This window comes from Brachybacterium ginsengisoli (genome assembly GCF_002407065.1).
Lineage (GTDB): Bacteria > Actinomycetota > Actinomycetes > Actinomycetales > Dermabacteraceae > Brachybacterium > Brachybacterium ginsengisoli.
In genome coordinates, this window is record NZ_CP023564.1 from 897,217 (window position 1) to 911,902 (window position 14,686).

The 14,686-nt window shown below is 71.6% G+C and carries 13 protein-coding genes and 4 tRNA genes; 7 read left to right on the plus strand and 10 right to left on the minus strand.

Annotated elements, in window-relative coordinates; translation table 11 throughout:
• Positions 1–11: 11 nt before the first annotated feature.
• From CFK41_RS03835 to CFK41_RS03855, 5 genes are all read right to left on the minus strand, one after another.
• Positions 12–1,685 (minus strand): formate--tetrahydrofolate ligase, encoded by a 1,674-nt coding sequence (locus CFK41_RS03835; RefSeq protein WP_096798482.1) that lies wholly within the window; start codon positions 1,683–1,685, stop codon positions 12–14.
• Between the two features lie 241 nt (positions 1,686–1,926).
• A complete protein-coding gene (locus CFK41_RS03840) occupies positions 1,927–2,562 on the minus strand; it encodes a maleylpyruvate isomerase family mycothiol-dependent enzyme (RefSeq protein WP_096798483.1) in 636 nt (211 codons plus the stop codon).
• A gap of 79 nt (positions 2,563–2,641) precedes the next feature.
• Positions 2,642–3,802, minus strand: coding sequence for an RNA polymerase sigma factor (locus tag CFK41_RS03845; protein WP_227873197.1), 1,161 nt, complete (start codon positions 3,800–3,802; stop codon positions 2,642–2,644).
• Entirely contained in the window at positions 3,803–4,249 is a 447-nt protein-coding gene (locus CFK41_RS03850) for a YciI family protein (RefSeq protein ID WP_096798484.1), read from the minus strand. It lies immediately after the preceding gene.
• A gap of 463 nt (positions 4,250–4,712) precedes the next feature.
• Positions 4,713–4,788, minus strand: a tRNA-Phe gene (locus CFK41_RS03855).
• Between the two features lie 273 nt (positions 4,789–5,061).
• On the opposite strand from CFK41_RS03855, the gene mraY reads away from it, so the two are divergent.
• The gene (mraY, locus tag CFK41_RS03860; protein WP_096798485.1) at positions 5,062–6,162 is read left to right on the plus strand and encodes a phospho-N-acetylmuramoyl-pentapeptide-transferase; all 1,101 of its coding nucleotides are present in this window, start codon (positions 5,062–5,064) and stop codon (positions 6,160–6,162) included.
• Between the two features lie 198 nt (positions 6,163–6,360).
• On the opposite strand, the gene CFK41_RS03865 is transcribed toward mraY, so the two are convergent.
• Both CFK41_RS03865 and CFK41_RS03870 read right to left on the minus strand, forming a co-directional pair.
• Positions 6,361–6,434, minus strand: a tRNA-Asp gene (locus CFK41_RS03865).
• Positions 6,435–6,572: 138 nt separating this feature from the next.
• Positions 6,573–6,645 (minus strand) — tRNA-Glu (locus tag CFK41_RS03870).
• A gap of 170 nt (positions 6,646–6,815) precedes the next feature.
• On the opposite strand from CFK41_RS03870, the gene CFK41_RS03875 reads away from it, so the two are divergent.
• The gene (locus CFK41_RS03875; protein WP_096798486.1) at positions 6,816–7,181 is read left to right on the plus strand and encodes a metallopeptidase family protein; all 366 of its coding nucleotides are present in this window, start codon (positions 6,816–6,818) and stop codon (positions 7,179–7,181) included.
• A gap of 22 nt (positions 7,182–7,203) precedes the next feature.
• On the opposite strand, the gene CFK41_RS03880 is transcribed toward CFK41_RS03875, so the two are convergent.
• Positions 7,204–7,887 carry a response regulator gene (locus CFK41_RS03880; protein WP_227873198.1) on the minus strand — a complete coding sequence of 228 codons (684 nt, stop codon included), beginning with the start codon at positions 7,885–7,887 and terminating at the stop codon, positions 7,204–7,206.
• Positions 7,869–9,002 (minus strand): sensor histidine kinase, encoded by a 1,134-nt coding sequence (locus tag CFK41_RS03885; protein WP_227873199.1) that lies wholly within the window; start codon positions 9,000–9,002, stop codon positions 7,869–7,871. The genes CFK41_RS03880 and CFK41_RS03885 overlap by 19 nt, the downstream gene beginning before the upstream one ends.
• A 199-nt stretch (positions 9,003–9,201) precedes the next feature.
• Between CFK41_RS03885 and CFK41_RS03890 the strand changes: the two genes are divergently transcribed.
• The 4 genes from CFK41_RS03890 (at position 9,202) to CFK41_RS03905 (ending at position 12,870) form a co-directional block, all read left to right on the plus strand.
• Entirely contained in the window at positions 9,202–10,197 is a 996-nt protein-coding gene (locus tag CFK41_RS03890) for an ABC transporter ATP-binding protein (RefSeq protein ID WP_096798488.1), read from the plus strand.
• A 34-nt stretch (positions 10,198–10,231) separates the two neighbouring features.
• Positions 10,232–10,966 carry an ABC transporter permease gene (locus CFK41_RS03895; protein WP_096798489.1) on the plus strand — a complete coding sequence of 245 codons (735 nt, stop codon included), beginning with the start codon at positions 10,232–10,234 and terminating at the stop codon, positions 10,964–10,966.
• A 95-nt stretch (positions 10,967–11,061) separates the two neighbouring features.
• Complete coding sequence (locus CFK41_RS03900; RefSeq protein ID WP_096798490.1) at positions 11,062–12,714, plus strand: alpha/beta hydrolase; 1,653 nt, start codon at positions 11,062–11,064, stop codon at positions 12,712–12,714.
• Positions 12,715–12,797: 83 nt separating this feature from the next.
• Positions 12,798–12,870 (plus strand) — tRNA-Thr (locus tag CFK41_RS03905).
• Between the two features lie 119 nt (positions 12,871–12,989).
• Here the strand turns inward: CFK41_RS03905 and CFK41_RS03910 are convergent.
• On the minus strand, positions 12,990–13,715 hold the full coding sequence (locus CFK41_RS03910; protein WP_096798491.1) for an SDR family oxidoreductase: 726 nt from the start codon (positions 13,713–13,715) through the stop codon (positions 12,990–12,992).
• Positions 13,716–13,851: 136 nt separating this feature from the next.
• On the opposite strand from CFK41_RS03910, the gene CFK41_RS03915 reads away from it, so the two are divergent.
• Positions 13,852–14,625: an SDR family NAD(P)-dependent oxidoreductase gene (locus CFK41_RS03915; protein WP_096798492.1), complete on the plus strand. Its 774-nt coding sequence runs from the start codon at positions 13,852–13,854 to the stop codon at positions 14,623–14,625.
• The last annotated feature ends 61 nt before the right edge of the window (positions 14,626–14,686 follow it).

Consider the following 14,686-nt stretch of genomic DNA (forward strand, 5'->3'; position numbering starts at 1 on the left):
GCCGGGTCCGGTCAGAACAGACCGATCGCCTCGCCCTCGTCGGTGACGCCCATCCGCAGCGCCGCCGGCTCCTTGGGCAGGCCGGGCATGGTCATGATCGCGCCGGTCAGCGCCACCACGAAGCCGGCGCCGATCTTCGGCACCAGGTCCCGCACGTGCAGCACGTGCCCGGTCGGTGCCCCCAGCGCGGTGGGGTCGTCGGAGAAGGAGTACTGGGTCTTGGCGACGCACACCGGCAGGGTGTCCCAGCCGTTGCGCTTCAGCATCCGCAGCTGGGCCGGGGCGCGGTCCTCGAAGACCACGTCGTCGGCGCCGTAGATCTCGCGGGCCAGGGTGCGCAGCGTCTCCTCGACCCCGTCAGCGGGGTCGTAGAGGTGGTGGAAGTCCGGCTCGTCCTGCTCGATCGCGGCGAGGACCTGCTCGGCGACGGCCAGGCCGCCCTCACCGCCCTTGGCCCAGACCTCCGAGAGCGCGGCGCGGAACCCCTGCTCGCCAGCCCACGCGAGCACGGCCTCGAGCTCCGCCTCGGTGTCGGTGGGGAAGCGGTTCAGCGCGATGACGGGCTCGATCCCGAACTTGCGCATGTTCTGGACGTGCCGGGCGAGGTTCGCGGTACCCGCGAGGGCCGCGTCGATGTTCTCCTCGGCCAGGTCGCCCTTGGCGACCCCACCGTGCATCTTCAGGGCCCGGACGGTCGCGACCACCACGCCGGCGTCGGGGGAGAGGCCGCCGAGGCGTGACTTGATGTCGAGGAACTTCTCGGCCCCGAGGTCGGATCCGAAGCCGGCCTCGGTGACGGTGATGTCCGCCAGGGACAGCGCGAGCCGCGTCGCCGCGAGGGAGTTGCAGCCGTGGGCGATGTTCGCGAAGGGGCCGCCGTGCACGAGCGCCGGGGTCCCGCCGAGGGTCTGGACCAGGTTCGGCAGCAGGGCGTCCTTGAGCAGCAGGGTGATGGCGCCGCCCACGCCGAGATCGGCGACGCTCACGGGCGTGCGGTCGTCGGTGAAGCCCACCACGATCCGGTCGATGCGGGCGGCGAGGTCCTCCAGATCCGAGGCCAGGCACAGCACCGCCATGATCTCCGAGGCGACCACGATGTCGAAGCCGTCCTCGCGGGGCACGCCCTGTGTGGGGCCGCCCAGCCCGATGGTGATCTGCCGCAGCGCCCGGTCGTTGACGTCCACGACCCGCTTCCACTGGATCCGGCGGGGATCGATGTTCAGGGCGTTGCCCTGCTGGAGGTGGTTGTCGACGAGGGCGGCGAGGGTGTTGTTGGCGATCTGGATGGCGTGGAAGTCACCGGTGAAGTGGAGGTTGATGTCCTCCATCGGCACCACCTGGGCGTGGCCTCCGCCGGTCGCGCCGCCCTTGATGCCCATGATCGGGCCGAGCGCCGGCTCGCGCAGGGCGACCATGGTGCGGTGACCCTGCAGGGAGAAGGCGTCGGCGAGACCCACGGTGGTGGTCGACTTCCCCTCGCCGGCCGGGGTCGGGGACATCGCCGAGACCAGCACGAGCCTCCCCGTCGTGCCCGTCGGCGTCATCCTGCGCACGTCGACCTTGGCCTTGTTCGTTCCGTAGGGCACCAGCGCCTCGGCGGGGATGCCGGCCCGCTCGGCGATCTCGGTGATGGGCAGCAGCGTCGCCGCCTGGGCGATCTCGAGGTCCGGGTTCTCGGCAGACATCTTCGTCCTCCAGGGTGTCGAGGGCTCGGGTGGCGGTCCGAGCGGGTCCGATCGCCAGCCTACGGGGGCGCGGACGCGCAGGAGGGGGCGAACCGGATCCGTCTCGGAACAGATGAGCACCGGTCGGGTACTGGCGCGGGGGCGAGGTCTATGCCGATATCGCCGTAGTCATCGCTCTGGGTCCCGTACCCGACCACGCTCGTCGTCGGTGACCGGGGCCGAACCGCTCCGGTGCCGGGTCTCAGCGCCGCGCCAGACGCCGCCGCAGCACGTCCACGCCCTCCCCCTCCAGGTCATCCAGCGCGACGGAGCGGCCAGCCATCGCCATGACCAGCGACAGCATCGTGCCGCGCACCGGCGGACCGTCCCCGAGGCGGAGGTCGTCGTCGCTCGCCTCGAGCCGCACCCCGCGCACGAGGGTGTGGCTCTCGACGGCGAAGTCCTTGCGGGCGTAGAACTCGGCGACCGTCCGCGTCGCCTCGCGCGAGGGGGAGAGGGGAAGCCCCAGCGGGATGGCGATGTCCTGCCCGTGGACGAGCACCTCGCCGAGCGCTCCCTCGACCACGCCGAAGGGTGCCCGCCTCGCGGTCACCGCGCTCTCGAACCGGTCGAGGGTCTCGGCATCGTCCATCCCGCGGTGGCGCAGCAGCAGACGCTGGTTGTGCAGATCGGTGTCGAAGCGCGTGGCCAGCATGTTCGTGAGCCACGGCAGGGTCGGGGTGCACGCGGCGGCGGTCAGATGGGCGACGACGTCGCGGACGGACCAGGCATCGCACAGCGTGCTCGCACCCCAGCTCGTCGCCGGCAGGGTGCGCAGGACCTCGGCGAGGTGCAGGCGCTCGGCGTGGATCCGGTGCCACGGATCGGGGCTGGTCATGTGGCGACACTAGGCAGGCCGCGGCCGACCGACAAGACCCGTCGGGCGGATTCCGCGGCCTCTGGGGCGGGAGCAGGGCTCAGCGCCCGTCGGTGTTCAGCCGGGCGGCCTGCCGCACCAGGTGATCGCGCTCGGCGAGCGAGGCCGCCTGCTCGGCCGCCTCGGCGTAGAGGCGCGCCGCCGATCGGCGGTCCCCGTCGGCCTCGTGCAGGTGCGCGGAGACCGCCGTGTACCGGGGTACGGCGGGGTCGATCTGGGCGAGCGCGGCGAGGCCTGCCCGCGGGCCGTCGGCCTCGCCGACCGCGACGGCACGGTTGAGCTGCACCACGGGGCTCGCGGTGAGCGCGGCGAGCTCGTCGTACCACTGCACGATCTGGACCCAGTCGGTCTCCTCCGTGCTCGGGGCGTCAGCGTGCAGCGCGGCGATCGCCGCCTGGGCCTGGAACTCGCCCAGACGATCCCTGGCCAGCGCCGCCTGCAGGATCTCGACGCCTTCCTGGATCAGCGCGGTGTCCCACCGGGAGCGATCCTGCTGGGCGAGCGCGACGAGGGTGCCGTCGGCCGCGGTGCGGCTCGCGCGACGTGCGTGGTGCAGCAGCATCAGCGCGAGCAGCCCGCGGACCTCGGGGTCGTCGATCAGGTGGGCGAGCTCGCGGGTGAGGCGGATGGCCTCCGCCGCCAGATCGATGTCCCCCGAGTAGCCCTCGTTGAAGATCAGGTAGAGCGTGCGCGCGACCGCCGCCGCGGAGCCCGGCTCGTCGAGGCGCCGGCCGGCGAGGGTGCGTTTGGCCCGACTGATGCGCTGGGCCATCGTCGCCTCCGGGACGAGATAGGCCTCGGCGATCTGACGGGTGGTGAGGCCCCCGACCGCCCGCAGGGTGAGCGCCACGGCCGCGGACGGCGTCAGCGAGGGATGCGCGCACAGGAAGAACAGCTGCAGCGAGTCATCCTTCGACGCGGCGGGACCGGGCAGCGGCTCGGCCTCGAGCAGACCCTCGCGGCGGCGCCGGGCGGTCTCGGACCGGGCCGCATCGAGGAACTTCCGCCAGGCGACGGTGATCAGCCAGCCCTTCGCATCCCTCGGCGGAGCATCCGGGAAGGTGCGGAGCGCTTCGATCAGGGCCTCCTGGACGGCGTCCTCCGCCGCGGCGAAGTCGGCCCCGCGGCGCACGAGGACCTGCAGGACGGCCGGGGCGGTCCGTCGCAGCAGGTCCTCGTCCAGCCCGCGCCGTGTGCTCACTCAGCGGCTCTCGCGCCTCTCGCGGCTCACGATCTCGCCGACCTCCGAGAGGGTGGGCGGCGGGACGAACAGCGGCCGCAGCTCGAGCCACTCACCCATCGGCTCACCGCCCGCGCCGGGCTCGGAGGACAGCTCGCCCGCCAGCTCGACAGCACGCTCGTAGGAGTCCACGTCGATGAGCATCCAGCCGGCGATGAGGTCCTTGGTCTCCGCGAACGGCCCGTCGGTGACCGGCGGCTTCCCCTCGCCGTCGTAGCGCACCCAGGTGCCCTCGGGGCTGAGGGCCTGGCTGTCGACGAACTCGCCGCTCTCCTTGAGCCGGTCGGCGAAGTCGTCCATGAACTGCATGTGCGCCGCGATCTCGTCCTCGGTCCACTCGCTCATGGGGGTGTCGTTGACGGTCTTCGGAGCGCCGCGGTAGTGCTTGAGCATCAGGTACTTGGCCATGGGTCTCTCCCTCTGTGCGAGGCGACGCTCTGTGGTCGCCTTCATGTCCGGGACGGAGCAGGTTGCTGGATCTCGACATCCACGACGACGTGGATGTGGAGAAGCATAATCAGCGGCTGTGCGGGGGAGGGGGAACGTCGAGCTCCTGTCCCATGGCCGGGGTCCGGGCCATGGCTGGGGCCGTTGGCCTCGTCACCGCCGGGGAAGGGGGAGGAGTGGTCGTCTTCTGGCGCCATGGCGAGGAGTACGGCGATATCGGCATAGTCCTCGCTCCTGCGCCAGCAGCCGACCATGAGGTGCAGGTGCAGGTGCAGGTGCAGGTGCAGGTGCAGGTGCAGGTGCGGGTGCAGGTGCAGGTGCAGGTGCGGGCAGGGCGCTGGTGGCGGAACGAGCGGCGGATGCACGGGCGCGCACAGCACCCGAGGAACGACGAAGCCCCCTGGGTGACCAGGGGGCTTCGTGGTGGTGGCTCCGACCGGCGTCGATCCGGTGACCTTTCGATTTTCAGTCGAACGCTCTACCAACTGAGCTACAGAGCCGTGGTCGCGCAGAACGACCGGAACCAAGATTAACAGCAGTCGAGACCATCCCCCAAACCGTGGCGCCCGGTGAGAGGCACGCCACGCCGCAGGGGCGCACAGGGCGTCCGGCACTGCGCGACGCGGGCGGGCGGCACGGCCCGCTGTGGCGCACGGCGCTGCTCCCGCGGCACGGCGCGTGGGGGCGGCCGGAGCCTCCCGGTCGCTTAGTCTTGCGCTTCGTGGGTCGACCGGCCTGCAGTGATGCTCCTGGCCCCTGACCCGAGGACGACGATGAACCTGATCCTGATCGGCGCGACGATCTCCGTGGTCGTCGGGCTCATCGGCACACGTCTGTACGCGGCGCTCGCGCGCCGCCGGGGGTGGGGGCAGTTCGTCCGGGTCGACGGCCCCACCAGCCATCTGTCCAAGCGCGGCACCCCGCAGATGGGCGGCATCGCCATCATCGCGACCACGCTGATGGCCTACCTCGGTGCGCATCTGGCGACCTGGTCGGTGCCCACCGTCTCGGGACTGCTGGTGCTGCTGCTGATGCTGGGCGCCGGGTTCATCGGCTTCCTCGATGACTTCTCGAAGATCCGCAAGGAGCAGTCGGAGGGCCTTACCTCGAGGCAGAAGCTGGCTGGTCAGATCGGCATCGCCGTCGTGTTCGCCCTGCTGGCGACCCGCTTCCCGCGGGACGGGCTCACCCCGGCGAGCTTCCGGATCTCCGTCGTGCGGGACACGGCTGTGGACTTCGCGGTGCTCGGGACCGTGATCGGTCTGGTGCTGTTCATCGCGTGGGCGACGCTGATGATCGCGGCGGCCAGCAACGCCGTGAACCTCACCGACGGGCTCGACGGACAGGCCACGGGTGCGTCCGTGATGGTGTTCATCGCCCTCTCGCTGATCGGCGCGTGGCAGTCGCTGAAGAGCTGCTCGATCGCCGTCGTGGCAGGTTGTTACGAGGTGCGTGATCCGCTGGACCTCGCGCTCGTGGCCACCTGCATCGCCGGGGCCTGCATCGGCTTCCTGTGGTGGAACGCGCCGCCGGCGAAGCTGTTCATGGGCGATACCGGCTCCCTGGCCCTCGGCGCCGCGCTCGCCGGCATCGCGATCATGTCCCGCACGGAGCTGCTGATGATCGTGCTCGGCGGCCTGTTCGTCTTCGAGACCGCGGCCGTCATCATCCAGGTCAGCGTCTTCAAGGCGACCAAGCGCAGGAACGGCGGGGTCGGGAAGCGGGTCTTCCGCATGACCCCCATCCATCATCACTTCGAGCTGCTCGGGTGGAGCCAGGTCACCGTCGCGATCCGCTTCTGGATCATCGCCGCCGTGTGCGTGAGCGCGGGCCTCGCGATCTTCTACGGGGAATGGGTGCTGGCTGCGGGGTGACCGGCCCGGTGTTCTGAGCTGCGGGAGAGTGAGCGGCGGGGGAGAGGGCGGCGGCGCCTGACGTCGGGGGCCGGACGGCCGCGGCGGCCGGGGCCGACTGCACGGCCATCGAGCCGCGCGCATGCCGATCCGGGACGTCGTCGTCCCGGGGGAAGGAGAAAGGCCCCGGAACGATGTTCCGGGGCCTACTCGCGGGGGCGACCCTGACCGGGCTTGAACCGGCGACCTCCGCCGTGACAGGGCGGCACTCTAACCAACTGAGCTACAGGGCCTTGCGTGTCTCTGCGGTTGCCCGCTTCGACCTGGATAACTCTACCGGACGTTCTCGGGGCTCTGCACCACTTTGGCTGTGAGCCGCCTCGCACTTCCGTCTCGCCTGGTCGCAGCACGAATGCTGCGGGTCCGACGAGTACCCCCAACGGGATTCGAACCCGTGTCGCCGGCGTGAAAGGCCGGTGTCCTGGGCCTCTAGACGATGGGGGCCCTGGGCAGTGCACTGCCCGACGACGAGCATACCCATCCTGGGAGGTCCTCGCCTCCGGCTTCTGGGCCGATGCGTCGTATCCGACACGTCCGGCGGAGCCGCCCGCGCCGCTCTGTTGCGTGGGTCGCGTCCCCACGCCGTTCCCGGCCGGGCGTGGTTCGATGACCCCATGATCCGGATCAGCCGCGAGGAGTTCGAGGAGGCGGTCGACGACGCCCTGGACTCGCTGCCCGAGGAGGTGGCCCGCACGATCGCCGAGGCGAACGTCGTGATCCTCGTCGAGGAGGAGCCCACCCCGGAGCAGGCCGGCGGTTCTGAGCTGCTGGGGCTGTACGAGGGGATACCGCTGGACAGGCGCAGCGTCTTCCAGGGCTACGCGATGCCCGACCGGATCTTCGTCTTCCGCGGTCCGCTGCAGCGCCATGCCTCCTCGCGCGAGCACCTCGTTTGCCAGATCGCGGTGACGGTGCTGCACGAGATCGGTCATCTCTTCGGCCTCAGCGACGCCCGCCTCCACGAGCTGGGCTGGGGCTGACCGAGGTCCCCTGCCCGGTCCCTCAGATCTGGCCGCTGTCGAGGTCGGTGAGCCCGGCCTCGTGCGCGATGATCGCGATCTGGACCCGGTTGGTGCAGTCGAGCTTCGCGAAGATCTTCGAGACGTGCGCCTTCACCGTCGCCTCGCTCATGAACAGCCGCATGCCGATCTGAGCGTTGGAGAGTCCGGCGCCCACCGCCCCGAGCACCTCCGTCTCGCGCTCGGTGAGCAGGGAGATCCCGGGATGGCGATCCTGGCGAGAGCCCGGATTCGCCTCCGAGAAGTGGGAGAGCATGCGGCGGGTGATGGTCGGCGAGAGCATCGCGTCGCCGCCGGCGACCACATGGACCGCACGGGCCAGGTCCTGCGGCGGGGTGTCCTTGAGCAGGAAGCCGTCCGCTCCGGCCTCGAGCGCCTGGAACACGTACTCGTCCATGTCGAACGTGGTGAGCATGATGATCTTGGGCGGGTTCGGCAGGTCGCTGACGGCACGGGTCGCGGCGATGCCGTCGAGCTTGGGCATGCGCACGTCCATCAGCAGCACGTCGGGCCGGTGCTTCTGCACCAGCGTCACGGCCTCCGCACCGTCGCCGCCCTGTGCCACGACCTCGATGCCGGGGTCCGCCCCGAGGATCATCGCCAGCCCGGCGCGCACCAGGGAGTCGTCGTCGATCAGTCCTACGCGCGTCACGTCGCCATCGGCCACGGGATCACCGCCCTCACTTCGAATCGTCCGTCGTCGGTGGGTCCCGACGTGATGGTCCCGCCCGCATGCGTCACGCGCGTCTCGATGCCCGACAGCCCCATCCGGGCCCCGGGGAGATCTGTGGTGAACCCCTTGGGGAGCACATTACTGACCTCGATCACGAGCTCGGTGCCGGGCTCGCCGATCAGCGCGACCCTCGCCCGGGTGTGCAGCGCGTGCTTGTGGATGTTGGTCAGCCCCTCCTGGACGACGCGGTACGCGGTGCGAGCCAGGGGGTCCGGCACCACGTCGTCGATGAAGTCGAAGAGGTCCACCGCGATGCCGGCCTCCCGCGAGGTCGTGACCAGGCGGCGCACGTCCTCCCAGGTGGGCTGCGGTGCGAGCGGGGCCTCGTCCCCGTCGCCGCGCAGAACACCCAGCACCTCGCGCAGCTCCGACAGCGCCGTCGCCGCAGTCTGCCGGATGAGCCCCGCGGACTGCTGGACCTGCTCGCGCTCGAGGGTCGGGTTCACCTCGAGGGCACCGGCATGCATCGCCACCAGCGAGATCTTGTGCGCGACGATGTCGTGCATCTCGCGGGCGATGCGGGTGCGCTCGGCCCGTCGGGCCTGCTCCTCGGCGACGGCACGGCCGGACTCGGCCTGTTCGGCGCGCTGCTGCAGCTGGTGCAGCAGCGCCCGACGGGCCGAGGTGTACATGCCCGTCGCTGCCGAGGCCGCGACGACCAGGACGATCAGGATGAGGCTCGTCAGGTCCATGTACGGGCTGGTCGAGACCCACAGCAGGGGCGGCAGCGCACCGGTGAGCACGGCGAGGACGGCCACCAGGAGCGTGAGCACGCGGTGGTGGCTGCGGGTCGCGTAGGCGTAGGTGACGACGATCAGCACCGTGATCGACATCGAGATGATGTTCGCGACCAGCAGCACCGGGAGCAGCCAGCGCCAGTGCTGGTGCCGCTGCAGCAGCGCCGCGCCCAGCACGAGGGTGAGGACGGCCCGCCACACGTCGCCGGCGGACGAGGAGAGGATGATCCCGAGGATCGTCTCGGTCAGGATCGCGACGACGAGCAGCACCTCCTGCCAGCGGTGCCTCATCGGTGCTCCCTGTTCGTCCACGCGTTCACTGTAGTGGCGCGACCGGAGGCGCTCGCCGTCGGAACGGCCGGGCGGTGCGCGGGTCGCCCCAGGTCGCCCCCGCGACCGACGGAGGTCGACCCCGGCGGTCCCGTCACGGCCGACGGGCGCGACCTTCGTCGCCGGGCGCCTGGCCCGCGGTCGCTGTCCGCCACCGCGCCCCGGGGAGGAGTGTTCTGACATGACTTCCACGACCCCCTCCACCGCCCCCGGCATCGGCCTCGAGGTGCGCGGCGTCCGCAAGGTGTACGGAACCCGCGCCGCCGTCGACGGCCTGACCTTCTCCTGCGCTCCCGGCTCGGTCACCGGCTTCCTCGGCCCCAACGGCGCCGGCAAGTCGACCACCCTGCGCATCCTCACCGGGCTCGCCCGGGCCGATGAGGGCGAGGCCCTCGTCGGCGGTGAGGAGTTCCGACGCCTCGAGCACCCCGCCCGCACCATCGGCGTGATGCTCGACGCCCGCGCCCTCCACAACGGCCGCACCGGCCTGGAGACGCTGCGCCTGACCGCCCGCACCGTCGGGATGCCGGCGGCGAGGGCCGACGAGGTCCTCGAGATGGTGGGCCTGAAGGAGGCCGGGGCCAAGCGCGTCGGCGGCTACTCCTACGGCATGCGCCAGCGGCTCGGCATCGGCGTCGCCCTGATCGGCGACCCCGCGGTGCTGGTCCTGGACGAGCCGGCCAACGGCCTGGATCCCGAGGGGATCCGCTGGATGCGGCGCCTGCTGCGCTCCTTCGCCGACGCCGGCGGCACCGTGCTGCTCTCCAGCCACCAGCTGCGCGAGGTCGAGGCGACCGTGGACCGCCTGGTGGTCATCTCGCAGGGCCGCCTGGTCAGCGAGGGCACCCTCGAGGAGCTCACCGCCGGCTCCGGCACGAGGGTGACCTCCCTGGATCCGCAGGGCCTGCGGGCGGCGCTCGACCGCCACGGCATCGCCTACGAACCTCGCGCCGAGGGCGAGCTCGAGGTGAGCCTCGCCCCGGAGGACGTGGGCCGCCTCGCGCTGCGCGAGCAGCTGGTCCTCACCTCGCTCGGCGCCACCCCCGGCGGCGGCCTCGAGGAGGTCTTCTTCACCCTCACCGGCCAGAGCGAGGCCCCCGCCGGCGGCGCCGACCCTGCGACAGCGGCCGCCGAGCCGACCCCCAGCGCCGAGCCCGCCGCGGCCCCGCAGCGTTGACCCATCCGACCCGACCCGATCGAGGAACCTCATCATGCGACCCGACATCGACCTGCGCGCCTATCTCGACACCCGCGGCGCGACCATCCTGCTCACCCTCTCCCTGCTCGCGATCCTCGCCTTCGCCGCGCTCGGCGGCCTGATCCAGCCCGCCGTGATGCCCGAGGGCACCAGCGACGTGGAGTTCACCTTCATCGTGCTCAGCCTCCCGCTGAGCCTGATCATCCCCGTGATCGTCGTGATGATGACGGCGGGGGAGTGGTCCGACCGCTCCATCCAGAACACCTTCCTCCAGCGCCCCGGACGGCTCGGGGTGCTGGCCTCCAAGGTCATCGCCGCGACCGCGTTGGTGCTGGTGGTGGTGGCGCTCTCGATCGGACTGGCGGCCGCGGCCACCTGGGTCGGCGGCGAGCTGATGGGGGAGGGCGCCGTCTTCTCCTCGTTCGAGAGCCTGCTGAGCACCCAGCTCGTGGTCCTCGCCGCGAGCCTGCTGTTCGCCCTGGCCATGGGCATCCTGCTGCAGTCCACCGTGATCGGTCTGGTCGTCGCGATCGGCGTGCCCTTCGTGATCAGCACCGCCGGCGCGCTCACCGCGGCGTTCGGTTCCGAGGTCGTCGCCGACGTGGTGCGGGCCGTGGACCTCACCTCGGCGGCGAGCGCGCTGGGCACCGGGGATGCGGGAGCGTTCGAGCTGCTGCCCCTGCTGCTGCTCGTGGTGGTGCCGACGGTGCTGGGCGTGCGTCGCTGGAGCCTGCGCGAGGTCGGATGATCGATCGGGGATCCGAGCACGGCCTGGGCCTAGGATGGCCGGGCCGTGCTCCGGATTCCCGGCCACGGTCCGACAGCCCGGACAAGGAACACCGCATGGCCCCTCCTGCTCGCACCCGCCGCCCGCTCGCCCGCCTCGCCGCCGGTGCCGCCGCGGCGCTCCTGCTGCTGGCGGGATGCACCGATGCCGGGCCCGCTCAGGGAGACGCCGGAGCCTCCGACGGCGCGGCGGCGAAGGGAGCCGCCGCCTCGGACGGCGGTGCCTCGGACGCCGAGGACGACGGTCCTGCGCTGCAGGCGGTCGACCCCTCCGCCGCCGCGGATCTCCCCGGCGACCCGGCGGAGGACCCGGCCTACGCGACCTATTACGACCAGCAGATCGAGTGGGGTCCCTGCGAGGACGTCTACGCCGAGGGCGTGGAGTGCGGCACCCTCACCGTCCCGCTGGCCTGGAACGATCCCGGCGCCGGGGACATCGATCTCGCCGTGGCGCGGGTGAAGGCCTCGGGCGAGTCCACGGGCTCCCTGGTCACCAACCCCGGCGGGCCCGGCCTCTCCGGGGTGAACGCCCTCGACGGCCTGATGTACTCGATCTCGCCCGCGGTCACCGCGTCCTACGACGTGGTCGGCTTCGACTCCCGCGGGGTGTACCGCTCGGAGGGCATCACCTGCCTGGACGACAAGGACCTCGACAAGTACCTCTCGGGCACCGCCGAACCCTCCTCCGAGGGGACCAACGACGAGCCCGTGGACTGGGCCGCGCGTGCCGCCGAGGCCTGCGAGGCGCACTCCGGCGGCATCCTGCCCTACCTCGACACCCTCTCCACCGCCCGTGACATGGACGTGCTGCGCGCCGCGCTCGGCGAGGAGCAGCTCGACTACCTCGGCTACTCCTACGGCACCTACCTCGGATCGAGCTACGCCGAGCTGTACCCGGACCGGGTGGGACGCTTCGTGCTCGACGGCGCCGTGGACCCCACGCTCACCCGTCAGCAGTTCGGGGCCGGTCAGGCGGAGGGCTTCGAGCGGGCCACCGAGGCCTTCCTCGCCGACTGCCTGGACGCGGGATCGAGCTGCCCCTTCCACGGCACCGAGGAGGAGGCGAAGCAGCAGCTGCTGGACCTCCTCGCCGGGATCGACGCCGAGCCGCTGGGCACCACCTCCGTGGATCGTGAGCTCACCGGGGCGATCGCCCGCTCGGCCGTGCTGTCGCTGATGTACGAGGACGGGCAGTGGGAGCTGGGCCGGGAGGCGCTCACCGCAGCCGCCGACGGAGACGGCTCCCTGCTGCTGGACTACTCGGACCGCTCGAACGAACGAGGCTTCGACGGCACCTATCGCACCAACGCCGCCTTCGCGATGACCGCGGTGAGCTGCCTGGATCGGCCCGGCCTCGCCGATGCTGAGCAGGCGGCCGAGGAGGCGGAGCGGATCGCGGAGAAGTACCCGACCTTCGGCCCGGTCCTCGGCGGGGACGCCTGCGCGGAGTGGCCGGTGCCACCGCTGCGCGAGCCCGCCCCGATCACCGCGAAGGGTGCCGGTCCGATCGTGGTCATCGGCACCACCGGGGACCCCGCCACCCCGTACGCCTGGGCGCAGAACCTCTCCGCGCAGCTCGACGACGCGGTGCTGCTGACCTTCGAGGGCAACGGGCACACCGCCTACGGCCGCTCGGGCGGCTGCATCGAGAAGCAGGTCGACACCTTCCTGCTCGAGGGCATCGTGCCGGAGGACGGCATGACCTGCTGAGCGTGACGCGGATCGCCCTGCACCGCTTTGCGCAGGCCGTGACGGTTCACGTACAGTGAACCGGTCTGCCGCCCAGCGGCGACGCCGCCTTAGCTCAGTCGGTAGAGCGATTCACTCGTAATGAATAGGTCGGGGGTTCGATTCCCCCAGGCGGCTCCGCAGATCAAGGGCCCCGCCCCCGTGTCGCCACGGGAGCGGGGCCCTTGTGCATGCCCGGCGGGCCGTCTTCCGTCGACGCCGAGACCCGACGCCGTTGCCGGGGCGGCCCCCGTCGCTCAGGCGGCGGGCTTCGCCGGGCTGATCACGAGCTCGTCGATGACCACGTGCGCGGGGCTGGTCAGCACGAAGGCGACGGCGCGGCCGATGTCCTCGGGCGTCAGCATCACCGCGCGGTCCTCCGCGCCGGGGACCACCGGGCGCTGGTCCAGGAAGTCGCTGTCCACGTCGCCGGGGCAGAGGTGGCAGGCGCGGATCCCGTGACCGTTCTCCTGGGCGTTCAGGGTCGCGGCGAGCGGTCCGAGCGCCGTCTTGGAGGCGCTGTAGGCGGCGCCGGCGTCGGGGGAGAAGCGCCAGGCGGAGTACGAGGAGATCAGCACGATGGTGCCGGCCTCGCGCTCCCGCATCCCCGGCAGCACGGCATCGATCACCGAGACGGGACCCAGCAGGTTGGTGTCCACGATCGCGGCGAACTCGGCGAGGTCCTGATCGCGCCAGTAGCGCTTGGGGGCGTTCAGGCCCGCGGAGAGCACGAGGGCCTCCACCGCGCCGAGCTCCTGCTCGATGCGGGCCGCGGCCTCGCGCACAGCGCCCGGGTCGGTGACGTCCAGCGGCACCGTCAGCGCCGTCCCGCCCGCAGAGCGGATCTCGGCGGCGACCTCGTCGAGCACCTCGGGCCGACGACCGGACAGCGCGACCGGACGTCCGTCCTGCGCGGCGGCGAGCGCCGAGGCCCTGCCCATGCCGGAACCGGCCCCGGTCACCCAGACGGTGCGTGCATCCATCGCTGTACTCCTCTTCTCGTCCCTTGACCCTGCTCGGAGCAGAGGTGACAGTGGAATACGGTATCCCGGAGCCCTGACCGGGGCCTGCTCGCGCAGGGCGCGCCCGCGCCGCTGCGACCATGACCCGAGGAGAAGCATGCAGATCGACCTGTCCGGGCGCGTCGTGCTCGTCACCGGTGCCGGCCGAGGGATCGGCCGCACCATCGCAGAGGCCTTCGCGGGGGAGGGGTCGACGGTCGTGGCCCTGGATCTCGATCCCGGGGCGCTCGCCGCGCTGGAGGCGGAGTCGATCGCCGACCTCGCCCTCACCTGCGACATCACGGATCCGGAGCAGGTGCGCGACGCGGTCGCCACGATCGAGGAGCGCTACGGGCGGCTCGACGTGCTCATCAACAACGCGGGCATCAACGCCGAGGGCCCGCTGGAGTCCTTCGACCCGGCGCTGTGGGACACCGTCTTCGCCGTCAACGTGCGCGGCGTGCTGAACACCTGCCAGGCCGCGATCCCGCTCATGAAGAAGCAGGGTTCGGGCCGGATCATCAACGCGGCCTCGTTCGCCGCGATCATCCCGAGCGTGGACGCCGCCGCCTACGGCGCCTCCAAGGCGGCGGTCGTGCAGATGACCCGCGTGCTGGCCAGCGAGCTCGGCCCGTGGGGCATCACCGTGAACGCCTACGCCCCCGGCATGATCCCCACGGCCATGAACGGTTTCGCCGCCCTGGACGAGGAGGCCGCTGCGACGAAGCTGGACCAGCTGAGCCTGCGCCGCTGGGGACTGCCGGAGGACGTCGCGAACCTCTGCCTGTTCCTGGCCGGGGACCTCTCGAGCTACATCACCGGGGCGCTCCTCGACGTCAGCGGCGGGAAGTTCGCCACCCAGGACCCCGGGGCGGCCTGGCGCGCGCTCTGAGCCGTCGGCCGACGAGGCGGTCCGTCGGCCGACGAACCCGCTGAGAGCCCGACGCTTTCTT